Source organism: Paracholeplasma brassicae (assembly GCF_000967915.1).
In the GTDB taxonomy this organism is placed as follows: domain Bacteria; phylum Bacillota_I; class Bacilli_A; order Acholeplasmatales; family UBA5453; genus Paracholeplasma; species Paracholeplasma brassicae.
This window is the reverse complement of the sequence record NC_022549.1, coordinates 1,082,902-1,101,593: the sequence shown is the minus strand read 5'-3', so window position 1 is coordinate 1,101,593 and position 18,692 is coordinate 1,082,902. Positions and strand designations below refer to the sequence as shown.

Here is an 18,692-nt window from a genome sequence, read left to right as displayed (position 1 = left end):
TTAAGGAGGAGAAACGATGGCTAGAATTATCAAACTTGATGAACGATTATCAAATATGATTGCCGCTGGTGAAGTGGTTTCAAGACCCGCTTCAGCACTAAAAGAACTCATTGAAAATGCCATCGATGCAGAGGCAACCTCGATTGAAATTCACATCAAAGATTATGGTTTAGGTGAAATAAAAGTCATTGATAATGGCGTAGGAATGGATAAAGATGATATCCATCTAGCCTTTTTTAGACATGCGACATCTAAAATTAAAAATGAATATGATTTAGCACATATTAAAAGCTTGGGTTTCCGAGGTGAGGCGATTCCTTCGATTGCGTCGGTTTCGAAACTGACAATCAAATCAAAAACGAACGATGGCTCTGGCTATCAGGTGACCTATCATGGCGGAAAACTCTACTCTGATGGCTCAAGTGCTTTAAATGAAGGCACAGAGGTCATTGTTAACGATCTATTTTATAACGTACCAGCAAGACTCAAATACATCAAATCACCTCAAACAGAACTCGCATACATTCAGGAAGTTGTGGATGAAGCGATGCTTTCAAATCCAGAGGTTCGGTTTATATTGACACATGAAGATAAAGTCCTAAAACAATCTTTTGGTGACAAGAGCTATCCTAATTTATTTGCACAAATTCATGGAAAAGAAATAGGTAGGACGTTAGAAAAAGCAACAATCAATGAAAATGATATAAGAATCGATGCTTTTTTAGCCTCTCCAACCTATAATAAAGCCAAGAAAAACGATATTACGATTTTAGTCAATGGTCGAACGATTAAAAACTACTTGTTAATCAACGCGGTTGTCGAGGGCTATCACACCTACATCATGGTCAATAGATACCCGATTGCTGTGATTAGAATAACAATAGATCCATCCTTAATCGATGTCAACGTACACCCTCAAAAACGAGAGATTAAACTATCTAATGAGTACGTTTTGGCATCAATGATTCGAAAACTGATTTATCAAACGCTAACAAAAAAACCTAGAATCATTGAAGATGTCTTAAAGCCTATGGACTCAGCAACAGAAAACTATAAGCAACTCAGTGGATTTGAAGACGCTTTATTAACGATTAAAGAAGAGCAATTACCAAAATTAGGGCCAACCGATTATGTTGAATACAAATCAAATGGTAATCAAGAAATAATCAACGATATCAATAATTTTGAAGAACAAAAGGTTGAATTTAATGAAGTTAAACGAGGCATACCCGATTTTGATTACGTAGGGACTTATGCGGGTACCTATCTATTATTTCAAAATAAAGAAGGGTTGTTTTTAGTGGATCAGCACGCAGCTGCTGAACGAATTCGTTACGAAATTTATTATAAAAAACTTGGGGAGCCTTCACAAACTAGAAAACAACTACTTGTGCCACATCTTTATGATTTTAGAGCAAATGAAAAAAACATGATTGATTCAAATCAAACGCTATTTCAAAAGTTAGGGTTACTGTTTGAACCGTTTGGTCAAAACAGTTATCATTTAAGAGAAATACCCATTTGGCTTGATGAAAAAGACCTTGACTACATGATTTATGGCATGATTGAAGAGTTGGATCGATATCAAACCATTGACTTAAGTCGATTACGAGATCAACTCGCTAAGGACATCAGTTGCAAAGGTGCAATTAAAGCGAATAAAGCCTTGAACTCAGATGAAATATATCATTTAATGAGTGAACTTAGAAACTGTGAAAACCCCTATTTTTGCCCACATGGCAGACCAATCATAATTTCATTTTCACTGTATGAAATTGAAAAGAAGTTTAAACGAATCGTATGAAAAAAGTGATTGTTTTATGTGGACCTACCGCGGTCGGAAAAACCGCGATTTCAATCGAATTAGCTAAACACCTGAGTGCTGAAATCATTAGTGGTGACTCTGTACAGGTTTACAAACGATTAGATGTAGGATCTGCCAAAATCAAGGGTGATGAAAAACAAGGGGTAATTCATCACTTAATCGATATCAAAGAGCCAAACGAAACCTACGATGTGGCTCAGTTTCAAACGATGTCTAGAGCTTTAATTGATAAAATCAAGGTACCAATGATTGTTGGTGGCACGGGACTATACATCAAAGCCGTCATCGATAATTATGAGTTTTATGCACCAAAATACGATATAAAAGATGAATCGATGTACGATTCCTATTCAAATGAAGCACTACACGAACTTTTAAAATCCAAAGATGCAAAGACAGCGAATGAACTGCATCAAAACAATCGAAGACGTATCATTCGTGCCATACTTCAAGCGGATTCAAACGTTAAACGAAGTGAGTTAGTTAAGAAGGATGAACGACTCTATGATGCACTTGTTATTTATTTGACAATGCCTCGTGAACAGTTATACGAACGTATTAACTTGAGGGTCGACCAAATGGTTAATGAGGGATTTGTTGAAGAAGCGTTTCACCTCTATCAAGAAGGAATCACTCTAAATATCTTAGGGTATCGTGAATTAAATGCCTACTTTGAAGGCTCGATAAGCTTAGAAGAAGCACTAATTGAAATCAAAAAGAAGACAAGACATTTAGCTAAAAGACAAGAAACTTGGTTTAAACATCAAATGGATGCGACCATAATAAACGTTAATCACAATGAGCTAAATCAAACGATTGAAGCACTGAAAATCAGGTGCAATCAATTCTTAAAGGAGTAATATGAATATCTATTTAATTGGTATGCCGGGGAGTGGAAAAACCACCGTAGGAAAATCATTAGCACAAAAACTGGCTTATACGTTTGTTGATTTAGATGCACAAATCGAACGCAATGCCTTAATGTTTATCGATGAAATATTTGACAAATATGGCGAACAAACGTTTCGAAAATTAGAGACCGAAGCGTTAATTGAAGTGAAATCTTGTGACCAAATGGTGGTATCGACCGGTGGTGGGATTGTTACTAATAATGAAAATAAAGAGCATTTTAATGGCGTAGTCGTCTATCTAAATACTGAACTAGATGTCATTGAAAAACGCATTAAAAATGATTTTCCAAGGCCGTTATTGCAACAACAAAGTTTGGATCAACTTTTTAATAAGCGAATGATGAGTTATATTTTCTTTGCAGATGTCATTGTCGATAATGATCATCAGTTAGAAAAAACAGTAGAAACAATCATCTCAAGGTTAAAAGAAGAGGGGTATTTAAAATGAAAGCCTTAATCATTAATGGTCCTAATTTAAATATGCTTGGAAAGCGTAATCAAACACATTATGGTAGTCTGACATTAAGTGAGTTAAACGAATTGATTAAAAAAACTTACCCATCAATTGATTTTGAGTTTGTTCAATCGAATTCCGAATCGGTTCTAATTGATTTATTACAAACAAACGATAACTATGATTTTATGTTAATGAATCCAGGGGCTTTTGCACATTATAGCATCGCACTAAGAGATGCATTTGAGATTGTAACAAAGCCAAAAGGTATCTGTCACCTTAGTGACATAAGGTTGCGTGAAGAATTTAGACATATCGATTTGTTTGAAGCACTTGCAGATGTTTATGTAAAAGGACTTAAAGAACAAAGCTATCTACAAGCGATTGAAATGTTAACCAAAAAAATATGACAATTGATTTTTTTATGATATAATTATAAAGGAAATTTTCGAGGAGGTAAATTATGATTAGTACAAGTGATTTTAAAACAGGATTAACAATTAGTTTTGATGGTAACATCTATCAAATCATCGAATTTATGCACGTTAAACCAGGTAAAGGTGCTGCATTCGTTCGTTCTAAATTAAGAAATTTAAGAACAGGTTCTGTGATTGACTACACATTTAATGCAAGTGAAAAAGTTGATCGTGCACAAATTGACAAAACCAGAATGCAATATTTATACGTTAATGGGGATGCTCACGTTTTCATGAACATGGAAACTTACGAACAAATCGAACTGACACAAGCGCAAATCGCATATGAAAGTAAGTTTATATTTGAAGGTATGGAAGTTGATGTTATGTTCTATAACGAAATTGAAGTACTTGGTGTTATCTTACCAGACAAAGTCGTATTAGAAGTAACTGAAACTGTGCCTGGCGTCAAAGGAGACACAAAAACAAACGCTTTAAAAGACGCGATCGTTCAAACAGGGCTATTAGTAAAAGTCCCAATGTTCATTGAACAAGGCGAAAAAATCATCGTTAGTACACAAGATGGTTCCTACGTTTCAAGAGATAAATAAGATTAACCAAAACGGGTGAGTTCATCACCCTTTTTTATGGAATAATCATCTGTCTATGTTATAATGATAGATAGATGTAATGGAGGCAATGAAAATGAGATTAACAAAAAAAATTAGCTGAAGCCGGCATTGCCTCACGACGTGGGGCAGTTGAAATAATTACCTCAGGAAAAGTAAAAGTCAATGGAAATGTAATTCTTGAACCAGGATATGACGTCAACGAGAATGATCTAGTCATGATAGAAGACAAAGTCTTAGAAAAAGAAAAACACGTTTATTATCTTATGAACAAACCTACGGGTGTCGTCACAACGGTTAAAGACGAAAAAAATCGTAAAACGGTTGTTGATTTATTAGATGAAGTTGATAAGAGGTACCGTGTGTTTCCGGTTGGAAGACTTGACTTTGACACCGCAGGGTTGCTGTTGTTAACTAACGATGGCAATTTAAATTATTTTTTAACGAAGCCTGACTTTGGCGTAAGAAAAACATATTTAGCACGCGTTGAAGGTTTGGTAAATAAACACATCATTCGCCAACTAAAAGCAGGTGTTAGAATTGAGAATAATTACCTAACTAAAAAGGCAGAAGCAAGATTAGAAGAAGTAAAAGTAAAAGAGAATTCATCTCTTGTGCGTATTACAATCACAGAAGGGAAAAATAGACAAGTCAGACAAATGTTTGAAGCGCTAGGATACCCTGTTAAGAATTTAACGCGTGTTGAATACGATTTCTTAACACTCGATGGTGTTCAAAGAGGTTCATATCGAGAGCTTTCAATTCATGAAGTGAAAAAATTGTATGCGCATACAAAAAAGACAAAAATATAATAGATAATTTATAATTATAATGTTATAATTAATAGGTGTGGAGGGTTAACATGCCAGGATTTAAAGTTGCAATTGACGGACCAGCTGGCAGCGGGAAGTCAACGATAAGTAAAAAAATAGCCGAAAAGCTAAATTTAACACATATTGATACTGGCGCAATGTACCGTGCCATCACGTATTTAGCCTTAGAAAAAGGCATTAATTTAGACGATGAATCCGAATATGAATTTGTTAGCAAAGTTAAAATTGAATATAAGAACGAAAAAATCTATGCAAATGGAATTGACGTCACTACGAAAATCAGGGATGATAAAGTAACGAAAAATGTTTCTAAAGTATCAAGCTTTCCATACGTTAGACGTACACTCGTTAGTATTCAACAAGAGGCTGCTAAAAATATTGATGTTATCATGGATGGTAGAGATATCGGAACCGTTGTTCTGCCAAACGCAGATTTAAAGATTTTCTTAACGGCTCATGTTAAAGAAAGAGCCAAAAGACGTCTTAAAGATAAAGAAGTTAACAATGTCACACAAGACATTGAACAATTAGCTAAAGAATTACAAGAACGTGATTTAAAAGATTCAACACGTAAGGAATCACCACTTGTTGTAGCAACAGATGCAATTGTCATTGACACAACAAATTTTACAATAGAGGATACGATTGAGCGTATCACAAACGAAATATTGAAAAGGAGAATTACCATGGAAGAACTACAAATGAAGGACGTTAAGTTTCAAACACTAAAGGTGCGTGATAAAGTAGAGGGAACGGTTTTCAAAGTTGAAGACAACGTTATCTATTTGACACTCGAAAACTTTGAAGAAGGCAGAATGTTCGTAGAGTTTTACGGTAAGAATATTACCTCTTTTAAAGATGTAGTGAAAGAAGGAGACAAAGTAACTGCAATCATCACAAAAATGAATGATGAACCTTCTTATATTTTATTAAGTCGTTTACCATTACTAAAAGACGAAAGTTTCAAAGTAATCGAAGATGCTTACAAAGACAACAAAACAATTGAAACAAAAATTACTAAAGTAGACGAAAAAGGCCTTCATTTAAAATACGAAGGATTTGACATATTCTTACCATATGGCTTACTTGATCGTGAACTTGTAGAAAGTAAAGACACATTAAAGGGTCAAACACTTGAAGTTCATTTAATCGAAGTGAAAAATGGAAAGAGACCACGTTTGATTGCCTCAAGAAAGCAAATTTTTGAAGCAAGACGTCAACAAGAACTAGAAGAAAGACAAAATGCACGTAAAGAAGAAATCGATCAAATCAACACAGGCGATGTGTTAAAAGGAACGATTGAACGCATTGAACCACATGCGGCAACCGTTAGATTTAACCACGTTGCAGGGTTGCTTCGTATTTCACAAATTCAACACAGACGTATTGAAGACATCAACGAAGTAATTAAACTTGGTGATGAAATCGAAGTCAAAGTAATTAAAAAAGAAGGCATGAGATTAGATTTATCTCATAAAGCGTTACTGCCAACACCGTTTGAAGCTTTTTCAGAAGAGCATAAAAAAGGTAGTGCGGTTAAAGGTGCCGTGGTTCAAAAACTGCCATTTGGTTTAATCATTGAATTAGAAGAAGGTGTTCGTGGTTTATTACACCAATCAGAATATTCTTGGAATCCAAATGATAATTTCGCTAATTTTGTTAAGATTGGCGATGTGGTCGAATCAGCCGTGTTATTAGTAGATGTTAAAAAGAAAAAGATCAGCTTAAGTAGAAAAGCATTATTTGACAACCCATGGAAAAATGTTTCATTTAAACGTGGAGAAAATGTTGAAGTCAAAGTGATTGAAATCATTACTGATAAAGGCATGAATGTTGAAGCTAAAGGTGTTGTAGGCTTTATTCCTGTATCTGAATTATCAACAGAAAGAGTCAACAAAATCGAAGATTTATTTGCAGTAGGTGATACTATGCAAGCAAGAGTAATCGATGTAAATCCAAAAGAATGGTATTTAAAGTTATCGGTTAAACAAATTGCAGAGGATTCATTAAGAAGTGAGTATGAACAATATTTAACACATGACGAAGAAGCAACGACAACCATCGGTGACTTATTCGAAAATTTATTAACTGAAAAAGACAAAAAATAAAATAGAGGTGATACTTATGCCATTTACGGTAGCGATTGTCGGACGTCCAAACGTCGGGAAATCAAGTTTATTTAATCGCTTGGTTGGCACGAGACTGTCCATCACAGATGACGCCCCAGGTGTCACAAGAGATCGCATTTATGCGAGAGCTGAATGGCTAACAAAAACCTTTGCTGTAATCGACACAGGGGGCATCGAAATAGGCGATGCTCCCTTTTTAGAACAGATTAAACAGCAAGCGTTAGTGGCCATTAATGAAGCAGATTTGATCGTTTTCGTTGTTGACTCAAGATCAGGGTTAACGGATGACGATAACGTGATTTCAAAAATGCTATATCAAACAGATAAGAAAGTAATAGTTGCTGTAAATAAAGTTGATAACGTTGACTTGAAAAACAGTATTTATGAATTTTACGCACTTGGATTTGGTGATCCAATTGCAATCAGTAGTAATCACGGGATTGGTATTGGTGAATTGCTAGATCAAATTGTTGCAGAAATGCCTGAGGACAATAAGATGCTTGAGGATGATGACATCATCAAACTTGCCGTTATTGGATATCCTAACGTCGGTAAATCTAGTTTAACGAATGCGATTTTAGGTCAAGAACGTGTCATCGTAAGTGAAATTGCCGGTACGACCCGGGATGCCGTTGATACACCATTTAAAAAAGACGGTAAAGAATATATCATTATCGATACAGCAGGTATTAAAAAACGTGGTCAAGTTTACGAAAGCACTGAAAAATACAGTGTATTAAGAGCTGTCTCAGCGATTGAACGCTCAGACGTTGGACTTGTTGTGCTTGATGGATCAAGGGATTTGATTGCTCAAGATAAACACGTTGCAGGTTATATACAAGATTATGCAAGAGCGGCAGTTATTGTTGTCAATAAGTGGGACGCTGTTGAAAAAGATGAAAAAACGATGAAGAAACTAACGGATCATATTTATGATGAGTTTAAGTTCTTAACGTTTGCCGAAGTTTGTTTTGTTTCTGCTAAGGAAAATAAACGAATTTCAACCATCTTTGAATCCGTTGAACGTGCGTATGAAAACTTTAATAAGCGTATTCCGACGAACATCATTAATGATGTCTTGTTAGATGCGGTTTCAATGAATCCGCCAGCAACCTTTAATCAAGGAAAAGCGAAATTTTCATACGTTACACAAGTATCAACAAAACCACCGACGTTTGTTATCTTCGTAAATGACCCATCATTTGTACACTTTTCTTATTTACGTTACCTAGAAAATCAATTTAGAAAATCATTTGATTTTACAGGCACGCCGATTAAATTGATATTACGAAAGAAGGATTAAGTTATGAAAGTTTCAATCATTGGCGGGGGCGCATGGGGAGCTACCCTTGGACAACTCTTGATTGATAATAATCATGAGGTTCTAATTTATGATATTAACGAATCTTTTGTTAACAAGATTAACCAAGAACACATACACCCATTTTTTAATGACGCACTATCAAAGAACTTATTAGCTACAAAGGATTTAGAAGAAGCACTCAAATTCTCTAATTACTTATTGCTTGCGGTTCCTACAAAAGTCATGAGATCTGTTTTAAAAACAATCAATCAAAAAATTACAAATAAAACCTATTTCATCAATGTATCAAAAGGAATCGAACCAGATACATTCAAGCGCGTAAGTGAAATTGTCACCGAAGAAATAGAAGCTGACAAACTTGCAGGCTTTGCAGTACTAACCGGACCATCACACGCTGAAGAAGTGATCAAACGTAAATTAACCCTTCTAACGGTTGCCTCGTTAAATCAATCATTTGCTGAAGAACTTCAAGTTATTTTTTCAAATGAAACTTATATGAGGGTTTACACATCTAATGATCTAATTGGATGTGAAGTGGGCGGTGCTGCAAAAAACGCAATTGCAGTTGTTAGTGGGATTGCAACAGGACTTGATTTAGGTGAAAATGCGCGTGCAGCCCTCATTACTAGAGGTATATTAGAAATTGTCCGTATTGTTGAAGTCTATGGCGGTAAACGTGATACCGCATTTGGGTTGACTGGGGTCGGTGACCTGATTGTTACGGCATCAAGTGAAAATTCTAGAAATTTTAAGGCAGGTAAAAAAATAGGTCAGGGTATGGCTGTTGAACAGATATTTTCATCTGAAGCACAGACCATTGAGGGAATTAGAAGTATCTACGCCCTTCATCAATTGGCCGTTTCAAAAGACATGAGTTTACCAATCATTTCAACCGCTTATAAAGTTATTTATGAGAGTCTTTCAATCAAAGATGCAATGAATGAATTATTAACTCGAACCCTTAAAAGTGAGAAAATAGAATAACTAAACTGAGTGTGTAAACGCTATTTCACGCACAGTTAACGCATAAAATTTAAAAAAATGTTTAAAATACATTGCATATCAAATTATTAAGTGTTATAATGGCCTTATAAAGACAAGAGGAGGTTCATTATGAACAAAACTGAATTAATTGCAGTAGTTGCTGAAAAAGCTGAAGTAACAAAAAAAGTTGCTGAAGAAGTTTTAAATGCATTTGTTGGAACAGTAGCAGACAGCCTAGGTAATCATGGCGAAAAAGTAGTATTAACTGGTTTCGGTACATTTGAAGTTCGTAATCGCGCTGCTAGAGAAGGTCGCGATCCTCGTTCTGGCCAAACAATTAGTATTCCTGCACAAAAAACACCTGCATTTAAAGCTGGTAAAGTTTTAAAAGACGCTGTAAAATAAAGAAAATGCCAAATTATTTGGCTTTTTTTTTGTCTCAAAATTGATTTAAAACCAGTGCTTTAATCGTCGTGAATCTATGTTATAATGGGTAATAGGTGATTACTATGGAACAAGCATTTAGTATGGCAGCGCAAAACAACTTAACTTTTTTCTATCAAAATCCGATTAATTTACAAATTCAGGATTCACGAAAACAATCACTACTCCATTACGCAGTACGGACAAGTGCTAATGAAGTCATAGAATACTTGTTAACTAATGAAATCGATGTTAATGTGATTGATTATATGGGTGAAACCCCTTTGTTTGACTGCGTACGGAAATCGAAAATTTCAATTGCTAAGCGATTAATTAGGCGGTTTGCAAACGTAAACATTAAAAACGCTAAAGGGGAATTACCAATCCATATCGCTGCTAGTAAAGCAGACGTAGAAATGATGAAACTGCTTGTAGAAAATGGTAGTAATGTTGATGAACTGACGAATCGAGGGGAATCGGTACTACACTACGCAATTAGAAGCAACCAAGTAGAGTTTTTGAAGTATACGCTTCAATTATCGAGTCGATTCTCGAGTGAAACGGATAACCAAGGTAATACCTTACTTCATGTTGCTAGTGGGTATGGATTATCAAACATTACAAAGTATTTGCTAGAATCAATGCACAACCCTCATCTAAAAAACGAACGTCTAGAAACACCGTTGTTTCACGCAATTAAGAGCGGTTCAATTGAAACAATATCGTTACTTCTTAATCATGGGGCATATGTCAATCTAAAAAATCGTTTTGGTGAATCCATCAGCGATATTGCCTCACAAAGCGATAGCATTGGTGTAAAAGAATTAATTGAAACACACCTTCAAGGCAGTTTATACCAAAAAAATATAAAAAAATACCCTCTTAGATACGCAGTGATCAAAGAGGATATGGATTTACTTAGAACATATTTATACCAAGGCACTAAAGATATTAAAGATGAATATCAAATGAATGCTTGTGAATACGCATCTAAAAAAGGGTTAAAAGAATTTATTAAACAGCTAAAAGAAAAATCATAATGACTGACACAGCGTTTGAAAAAGCATGTACAAATATGCTTGCCCAAATGTTGTGTTTATTTTTTATATAAACATAACCAAGCGCAAAGCCACTAACGATGTAGGTAACACCATTAACGACGAATGCCGCTAGACTCGCTTCTGAACTAACGTGGATCAATCCAAATAAAAGTGAACTAATTAATAACGCCATGTATTCGTTTTTGAATAAAGAGAAAATCGCTTTGCGAAAGACGAGTTCTTCAACAACTGGTGCAAAGAAAACAACAGGAATAATCATTAAAAGTCCACTAGAAGAAAGCATCATTTCTTCGATTGCTGCTTGATTTAGTGAGGTAGTCATCTCATAATTGAACAACGTCGATAGAATACCACTTAAGGCATTACCAACAATATTTCCCGCAATCATGTAGAAGTAACCAATTAAGATGATTGGTAGCCAACCAGCTAAGCTAAGTTTTGATGAGCGCCATTCAGATTTTAATTGATTAAAGAAAAGTGGTACAATACTAATCATCAATATAACATAAACGATAAACTGTAAAGTCGCAGCCGCTTCAGGTGCGAAACCAGCGGTTGCTTGAACCGTCTGATAACCATCTCTTGACTCAAACACGGGATCAAACAAAATTTGGAACTCATCATTGTCTGAGTAACGATAACGGATGATTTTTGTTTCGTTCGTATCGTTTTTCCATGTTGTGTCGGTATCGACGTAAATTGTAAGAATTTCATCAAGTAAATAAGGGCTATCATTCTTAAGGTAGTTATTCTCAGGGTTAGCTAAGAAAACAAAACCATTAAGTTCGTAAATGATTTTAACCTCAGATTTGAACGAAGCATCTAGTGAATCGAACTCATCTTGTGCCATGTAGCCAATGGCATACTTATTCTTATCAATTTGATACGCCATTTCTTCATACGCATTTCGTCTAACCACGGATTCCGGTTGGACTGAAATGAATATGACACTTACAATTAACCCACCTAAAATAGAGATTAATAGATAAACAACGATCGATATTAATGATCTTTGTTTAGAAAAATCAGTTGATTTCTTTATAAAATCAGTTTCTTTTTTATTGTCTTCAAATAATTCATCAAAATTGATTTCGTCTTTTTGATTCATAATTTATCACTCCTTTAGAAAAATGACAATACACATTTATTATACACTAACTTAATTAGGTTTTTACTTTTTTCTTGCATTATGATATGATAATAGAAGAACTTGTTAAAATTCCCATAATGAGAATCAAGTGCATGAACTAAAGGGGTAGAATATATGAAAAAAACATATTTAGTAATAGGATTAGATACGTTTGGTATTTCTGTGGCAGAAGAGCTCACTGAACTTGGAGCAGATGTGATTGCATTAGATATCAAGGAAGAAGCGGTTAACCGCGTGGCTACGCATGTTAATAATGCGGTCATTGGGGATTCCACCGATTACCATGTGTTGCGTGAGATTGGTGCACAACACGTGGATATGGCAATCGTATCAATTCCTGGAAATGTTCAAAATAGTATTTTAACGACGATGATCTTAAGTGACATGAACGTCCCTAAAATCATTGTAAAGGTCGATAACGATTACCACGCAAAAGTTGCCGAAAAAGTAGGAGCAACTGAAGTCATCTCCTCTGAAAAATCAGCGGGCAGACGACTCGCACGTAAAATTCTTAGTGATAATGTGCTGGATTACTATAACATCACAGACGACTATGGTGTTTATGAAATTATGGTAGGAAAAGACTTTGAGGAAACCACAATCTTAGAGATGGATATTCGTAATCGTTATGATGTGACGGTTTTACTAATCAAACGCGGGAAAGAAACAATTCTCCCTAAAGCGGAAAACTACGTTAAAGCAGGCGACATTGTCATTGTCGTTGGGAAACATAATAAAATATCAAAATTTCAATTACGTCTTGTATAAAAATCAGTTTACGCTGATTTTTTTCATATCAAATTATGTTATAATATAAGGGGGTTTTGAACAGTGAAAATCTTAATAGCAACACAAAATCAACACAAAAAACTTGAGATGGAAGCCATCCTAAGAAACGCATCAGTCACATTATTAACACTAAAAGACTTAAATGATTTTGATGAGGTTACTGAAGATGGCGATACATTTGAAAAAAACGCAAGTATAAAAGCATCGTACTTTGGGAATAAACATCAAATGTATACGATTTCTGATGATTCAGGCTTAATGGTCGATGCACTTAATGGTGCACCAGGCGTTCATTCAAAAAGATACTCATCCACAGGTTTGGATGAAGACAATAACCAAAAATTACTTAATTCACTCAAATATACAACAAATAAAAATGCAACTTTTGTATCAAACATTTGTTTTTATGACCCGTTTTTGAAAGAAGAAAAACACTTTACAGGCCGGGTAGAAGGCACCATCCTTGAAAAACCAAGAGGTACAAATGGTTTTGGTTATGACCCTTTGTTTTACATCGAAAATTATCAATTAACTTACGCAGAGATGTCAAACGATCTAAAAAACAAAGTATCGCACCGTAGTATAGCACTAAGTAAATTTAAGGAGGCTCTTCATGAAATTATTAATCACATCTGACGCACATGGTAGATTCGATTTATTAAGAAAAGTCCATGCCAAACACAACGACGTGCTTCATCACATTGATGCAGGTGATTTAATGTTATCGGTTAAAGAACTTGAAACCTTGAACTTGATTGCGGTTAAAGGCAATAGTGATCACTACCTAGACCTACCAAAAATACAATTGATCAATTTAGAAAATCTTGATATTTTAGTCGTTCACGGGCACGAACATAACGTTAAATACGGCCTTGAACAACTAATTAAAGTCGCTGAGTCGTATGACGTTGATTTATGCATTTATGGACACACGCATCAAAAACAAATGATTGTTCACAAAGGCATCACTTATTTAAATCCAGGGGCTATTTCTGGATTTAATGGGAGTTATTGTCTTTATGAAAACGGAAAAATTACATTCTACGAGGTATAAAAATGGAAAATTTAATTAAAGAAAAAGCAGAAGAAATATTAGGTCAAGGCGTCAATGTTAAGTATCGCTTACTTGGTGGTATGAGTAATTACACGTTTGTAATTGAAAAGGACAATCAGTTATACACGTTTCGTCAACCAGGTGAAAATGCGTTTCATTTTGTTGACAGACGCGTTGAAGAGAAAAACATTGAATTAGCAGAATCACTCGGAATAACCAATCATACCATCTATTTAAATAAGGATAATGGCATCAAAATTGCAAAATACGTTGAGGGAACAATTCTTTCGACGCTTGATAGAAGTAAGCATCTAGAAAAAGTTTCTGAGGTGTTAAAAGTGATTCATCAAAGTGGTCTAAAAGCAGAAAATGACTACGGTTTAATTGAACGTTTAACGAAATATGAAGGGCTACTTGAGTCGATTAACCCAAGATACACCGAACTTAAAAACGAGTGGCTTGAACTCTATAAAACGTATAGCAAAGTGACAAAGGTGCTGACTCATGGTGACGCACAACCATCAAATTTCTTAATTACAGGCGATCACGCATTAATCGTTGATTTCGAATTTACAGCAAATAACGATCCCTATTATGATTTGGCGTGCTTCGGAAACATTGATTTTAATGACGCACTTCTCTTGCTTGATGTTTATCTTGACCACAAAACGACCAATGAAGCCATCAAACGATTAATTTATAACCGTTACTTTCAGTGTCTTCAATGGCATTTGGTTGCGACTTATAAACACAACATCGGACTTAGTGAAAAATTACACATCCCTTTTGATAAAGTAGCTCTATTATATTTAGAAAAAATCGACGCATTAAAAAAACAATTTGATGAGGTGAAATAACCGATGTTAGAAGAATTGTTAAAAAAACCACATACACTTGAAACACTTCAAGAAATTGAGGTTTTTTTAACTGAAAATCATTCTAATGATGAGTTAGTACAAGCCAAAATTTTCTTGTCAAAGGTATTAATTTCTTTGAAACAAGAAAATACAGCAATCGAAAAACTGGATCAATTATATAACGAACTTCGGTTTCAAAACGCATCAGTCATAAAGGATCAAATCAGAAAATTAAAGATCGATGCTTTAATTGAGTTAAATGCGTTTCAACAAGCAAAAATTGAAATCGAATCACGTAAGATTGAGTTGCCGATTTTAAAGCAGTACGCGTATTATTTAGATTTGATTCAATTAAAGAAAAAAACAAAGGAGTCGTATAGAGACGAGATCACACTCGCATTAAACGAACAGCTCCCCTTAGAGACGAGACAAGCTTTTTTGATTGAAAAGCTCCATTTATTGGTTGAAGAAAGTGATTATGAAAGTGCTCTTCAAACCATCCAATTAATCAGAGAAATGCTTGTACTTCCTTCGACTGATCAAATTCTAATCAACATTGAATCTGAAATATACTACAAACAAAACGATTTCGAAAAGCTATTAGCCTTTGAGAGACTAAGTGAATTAGACAAGCAAGATTTGTACGTTTTAAAAGCATTGATTTCATTAGAGAAATATAGACAAGCAAGTATATATGAAGTCGAGCATGAAAAACGAATTGATGAACTTGATCCATACACGCGTAAAGAAATCTACGCACTACTAATTGATATGTATGAAAAAACAGGCCCAATTATTTCACTTGAAACTTATCAAAAGAAACATAAAAAAGTAATCAAGCAAATTCAGCTTGAAAGAAAAGAACAAGAAAAAGAAATAATCCCCGTTTTAGAATTAATAAACGAGAAAGTAGAAATACCTCAAAAATCAGATGAAAAAGAAGTGATTGTTTCTACTTTAGTTGAAGATAATATAACTGTTTCAAAAGAGAATTTAGATTACTTAAGTGATAATCACGAAAAGACACATCAAACCTTGAGTGTAGCATCAGAACTCTTAAAGATCGTTTCTGAACAAAATGAACACATTCTTTTTAGAGAGAAGCTAAGACTACTTTTAGTTTATCTTTCTAGACAAGTGCAATTTACAGACGCAATCATCTACGTTAAGCCTAATGTATATCATTATAAGAAAGAACGCTTATACGACAAAAACATACAACCGACGGATCTTTTGAAGACCGTTTTAGGTGCTTCATATGAGTTGTTAGAAGACATTGTTGAATCGACAGACATCATTAGTTATCCACTCGATATACTCTCAGGAAAACCGCTATTAGAACTTGGTATTAGACAAATATATAGTTATCCGATTGGACACATCGGCTCCGTCGTGTTTTATCAAGATAAAGAAGAAGACATCATGAAGTCCGATGACATTTTCAAACTGACATCAATGATATTAAACAATAGTTATTCAGCGGATAAAGCACTCGACAAAAAAAATCGTAATTCAAAGCAATTCGAACGTTTTTTCGAATCCAAGCTTGGTGTATTTAGGATTTTAACGGATCATCAAGTGAAATTTAACACGTATGGAAGGGAACTCTTTTCTTTTAACAAAACAGACTCGATTGATCACTATGTCTCTCGAATTCACTCAACCGATCAACTGAACTATCAAAATACGATAAGACGTCTTAAAAAGAAAGAAGATGTTCAAGCACGATTGATTTATGGTTATATGGATAAAATATTAAAAGAAACATTTTTTGTAGATACAACAAACTATCCATATGACATTTATTCCTACATTGAAGACATCACAAAAGAAAAAGCCTACGAACAAGCACTAAAAGAAAAAGCGATAAACCATGTCAAATATGAACTAAAGAATACAAACGCGCTTTCTGAGGAGTTTAAAGAAATCATAAACGAAAAATGTTCGTTTATCTTAATGGGACTTGAAAAACTAGAAGATCTCGAACTTATCTATGGGAAATCTACGGTCGATCTATACTATCAAGAATTGATTGTCTTTATTAATCAAAGGATTAAAGATATTCGATCAATATATTACTTAGACGACTACAAAACGTTGATTATCATGAATAAAAATGACATAAGAGCAGTGGAAAAATGGGTAAAATTTTTTATAAAACCATCGATGGATTGGAATCAACAACACTTAAAAAACAGCGTTACTTATTGAATTTAGGTATTTTAAGATACCCGATTAATACAGAAGAAAAGAACCTAGATAAGCTGATGAAGTATTTATCTATTGCACTTCTTAAGTCGAAACGGATCAAAGAAGGACTAAAATACCAATATTTCGACTACAACGATTACGTCGAAGATCAATTTGAAACAAATTTAATTAAACAAATCGATGATCAAATTACAAACGAAACACTAGATCTCTGTTTTACACAGATTATTGACTTAGCGAATAACCGTATCTACGGTTATGACGTCAATGTATATTCACATGAAATTGATATTTCAAGTCAATATTTTTATATTATCGCTAGTAAAAGAAATTTATTGGAAAAATTGGAAAAGTATCTCATTAAACAATCCTTCAAGGCACTAAACGAAATTGTGAAAAAGACTCAAAAATACGTGAGACTCAGTCTCTCAGTCTCTGCCAATACACTTAAATTAAATGAGTTTAATCGATTTATTTTTGGGTTATACGAACAATATCAAATCCCTTATCATTTAGTCGACTTTGTGTTTTTGATGAAAGATGGTACATTGAGTGATTTTCAGAAGTCAAAAGAACTGAATGAAGCTGGTATTTCGATTGGCGTTGATCAATTGAACTATACGTTAGAAACCTACACGAATTTCTATCACATTACCGATCGACCTAGAAGCTTTAGCGAACGATATTTAAGTTTGTTATCCCATCAAAAGGCATTTTTTGACACACATAAAATCGGCGTTGTCTTTTATAATGTATCGGATAAAAACGAGCAAAAGAAACTGTTAGAACTTGGCATCAAATACATCAAAAATCAAAAAACTGATCAAGTACTTAAGTTGAACCAAATCATTGATATTATTAATGAATCAACTTAAGATTTGAGGAAAAGAGGAAGCTATGTCTTATCTTTCAAGTGTCTTAGCCATAGAAGAAAGCACGATCAATCGAAAGAAAGATCAAAATTATTATAAGATTGCTTCTTGTATACAGGTGTTAAAGCATTCGATTTCAATCAATGAAGCATTCATGAATAACATTGAATTAACCGACAAAAAAGATGTTTTAATTCACTTGTTTGGATTGCTTCAAAATTTATTTGTTAGCATTGATGCACTATATGATATTTCAAAAGCAACCATGTCACATCGCTATTCGGTCAACCTGAATTTAAATAAAACCTTGCATGAACTCAAATACATCCGAAATGATATTGTGGGTCATCCAACCCATCGAACCTATAACACGGGTGGGTTTGGCTTTTCATTGATGAACATGGAAGAAACCACGATGAAATTCTTAAAGTACGAGACGCACATCTACAAAAGAGAGAAACACGATTATGTTTCTAGAGTTGTAAATACAGAAGAACTGATTAGTGAATTTTTAAATGAGGCAGAAGATATTTTGCACGAAATCAATGTCTCTATTTCAGATCGTGTTGAAAAAGGAAACATCTCAATTCTTATTTATGATTTCATTGCTGATTTAAACATAGGAAAATTTAACTATCAATTACTTAGCGAAATCAGTGAAATACAAAAAAACAAATGTAAAAGCCTCTCAAACGTCACATCACCGCATTTTATGGCGGATTGATCTTTTATATGTTTTAGATAATTGGAAAGAGAAGAACAAAGAAAAA

General features: G+C 34.3%; 19 protein-coding genes and 1 pseudogene. 19 read left to right on the top strand and 1 reads right to left on the bottom strand.

Annotation, left to right across the window (positions count from 1 at the left end):
- Positions 1–16 precede the first annotated feature (16 nt).
- The 12 genes and pseudogenes from mutL (at position 17) to BN853_RS05065 (ending at position 10,968) form a co-directional block, all read left to right on the top strand.
- A complete protein-coding gene (mutL, locus tag BN853_RS05115; protein WP_030004890.1) occupies positions 17–1,804 on the top strand; it encodes a DNA mismatch repair endonuclease MutL in 1,788 nt (595 codons plus the stop codon).
- Entirely contained in the window at positions 1,801–2,685 is an 885-nt protein-coding gene (gene miaA / locus BN853_RS05110; RefSeq protein WP_030004889.1) for a tRNA (adenosine(37)-N6)-dimethylallyltransferase MiaA, read from the top strand. Before mutL ends, miaA begins: the two co-directional genes overlap by 4 nt.
- A 1-nt stretch (position 2,686) precedes the next feature.
- Positions 2,687–3,184, top strand: a complete 498-nt coding sequence (locus tag BN853_RS05105; protein WP_030004888.1) for a shikimate kinase — start codon at positions 2,687–2,689, stop codon at positions 3,182–3,184.
- Positions 3,181–3,600, top strand: a complete 420-nt coding sequence (locus tag BN853_RS05100; protein WP_030004887.1) for a type II 3-dehydroquinate dehydratase — start codon at positions 3,181–3,183, stop codon at positions 3,598–3,600. The genes BN853_RS05105 and BN853_RS05100 overlap by 4 nt, the downstream gene beginning before the upstream one ends.
- A gap of 53 nt (positions 3,601–3,653) precedes the next feature.
- Positions 3,654–4,217, top strand: a complete 564-nt coding sequence (efp, locus tag BN853_RS05095; RefSeq protein WP_030004886.1) for an elongation factor P — start codon at positions 3,654–3,656, stop codon at positions 4,215–4,217.
- Positions 4,218–4,342: 125 nt separating this feature from the next.
- Positions 4,343–4,441, top strand: a pseudogene (locus BN853_RS09155) (S4 domain-containing protein); the annotation flags it as partial.
- 12 nt (positions 4,442–4,453) lie between these two features.
- Positions 4,454–5,047, top strand: coding sequence for a pseudouridine synthase (locus BN853_RS05090; RefSeq protein ID WP_030004885.1), 594 nt, complete (start codon positions 4,454–4,456; stop codon positions 5,045–5,047).
- A gap of 50 nt (positions 5,048–5,097) precedes the next feature.
- A complete protein-coding gene (gene cmk / locus BN853_RS08755) occupies positions 5,098–7,176 on the top strand; it encodes a (d)CMP kinase (RefSeq protein WP_030004884.1) in 2,079 nt (692 codons plus the stop codon).
- Positions 7,177–7,192: 16 nt separating this feature from the next.
- Entirely contained in the window at positions 7,193–8,500 is a 1,308-nt protein-coding gene (gene der / locus BN853_RS05080) for a ribosome biogenesis GTPase Der (protein ID WP_030004883.1), read from the top strand.
- A 3-nt stretch (positions 8,501–8,503) separates the two neighbouring features.
- Positions 8,504–9,505 carry an NAD(P)H-dependent glycerol-3-phosphate dehydrogenase gene (locus BN853_RS05075; protein WP_030004882.1) on the top strand — a complete coding sequence of 334 codons (1,002 nt, stop codon included), beginning with the start codon at positions 8,504–8,506 and terminating at the stop codon, positions 9,503–9,505.
- A 129-nt stretch (positions 9,506–9,634) separates the two neighbouring features.
- Entirely contained in the window at positions 9,635–9,910 is a 276-nt protein-coding gene (locus BN853_RS05070; RefSeq protein ID WP_030004881.1) for an HU family DNA-binding protein, read from the top strand.
- Positions 9,911–10,014: 104 nt separating this feature from the next.
- Positions 10,015–10,968: an ankyrin repeat domain-containing protein gene (locus BN853_RS05065; RefSeq protein ID WP_030004880.1), complete on the top strand. Its 954-nt coding sequence runs from the start codon at positions 10,015–10,017 to the stop codon at positions 10,966–10,968.
- On the opposite strand, the gene BN853_RS05060 is transcribed toward BN853_RS05065, so the two are convergent.
- Positions 10,943–12,097, bottom strand: coding sequence for a CPBP family intramembrane glutamic endopeptidase (locus BN853_RS05060; protein ID WP_030004879.1), 1,155 nt, complete (start codon positions 12,095–12,097; stop codon positions 10,943–10,945). The genes BN853_RS05065 and BN853_RS05060 overlap by 26 nt on opposite strands.
- 156 nt (positions 12,098–12,253) lie before the next feature.
- On the opposite strand from BN853_RS05060, the gene BN853_RS05055 reads away from it, so the two are divergent.
- The 7 genes from BN853_RS05055 to BN853_RS05025 all read left to right on the top strand — a co-directional run bounded on the left by BN853_RS05055 (position 12,254) and on the right by BN853_RS05025 (position 18,646).
- A complete protein-coding gene (locus BN853_RS05055) occupies positions 12,254–12,907 on the top strand; it encodes a potassium channel family protein (protein ID WP_030004878.1) in 654 nt (217 codons plus the stop codon).
- Positions 12,908–12,970: 63 nt separating this feature from the next.
- Positions 12,971–13,564 (top strand): RdgB/HAM1 family non-canonical purine NTP pyrophosphatase, encoded by a 594-nt coding sequence (gene rdgB, locus BN853_RS05050; RefSeq protein WP_030004877.1) that lies wholly within the window; start codon positions 12,971–12,973, stop codon positions 13,562–13,564.
- The gene (locus BN853_RS05045; protein WP_052591272.1) at positions 13,542–13,982 is read left to right on the top strand and encodes a metallophosphoesterase family protein; all 441 of its coding nucleotides are present in this window, start codon (positions 13,542–13,544) and stop codon (positions 13,980–13,982) included. Before rdgB ends, BN853_RS05045 begins: the two co-directional genes overlap by 23 nt.
- 2 nt (positions 13,983–13,984) lie before the next feature.
- Positions 13,985–14,839, top strand: coding sequence for a choline/ethanolamine kinase family protein (locus tag BN853_RS05040; protein ID WP_030004875.1), 855 nt, complete (start codon positions 13,985–13,987; stop codon positions 14,837–14,839).
- Positions 14,840–14,842: 3 nt separating this feature from the next.
- Positions 14,843–17,050, top strand: a complete 2,208-nt coding sequence (locus BN853_RS05035) for a hypothetical protein (RefSeq protein WP_030004874.1) — start codon at positions 14,843–14,845, stop codon at positions 17,048–17,050.
- Complete coding sequence (locus BN853_RS05030) at positions 16,978–17,925, top strand: EAL domain-containing protein (RefSeq protein ID WP_052591270.1); 948 nt, start codon at positions 16,978–16,980, stop codon at positions 17,923–17,925. Before BN853_RS05035 ends, BN853_RS05030 begins: the two co-directional genes overlap by 73 nt.
- 22 nt (positions 17,926–17,947) lie before the next feature.
- The gene (locus BN853_RS05025; RefSeq protein ID WP_030004872.1) at positions 17,948–18,646 is read left to right on the top strand and encodes a hypothetical protein; all 699 of its coding nucleotides are present in this window, start codon (positions 17,948–17,950) and stop codon (positions 18,644–18,646) included.
- Positions 18,647–18,692 lie beyond the last annotated feature (46 nt).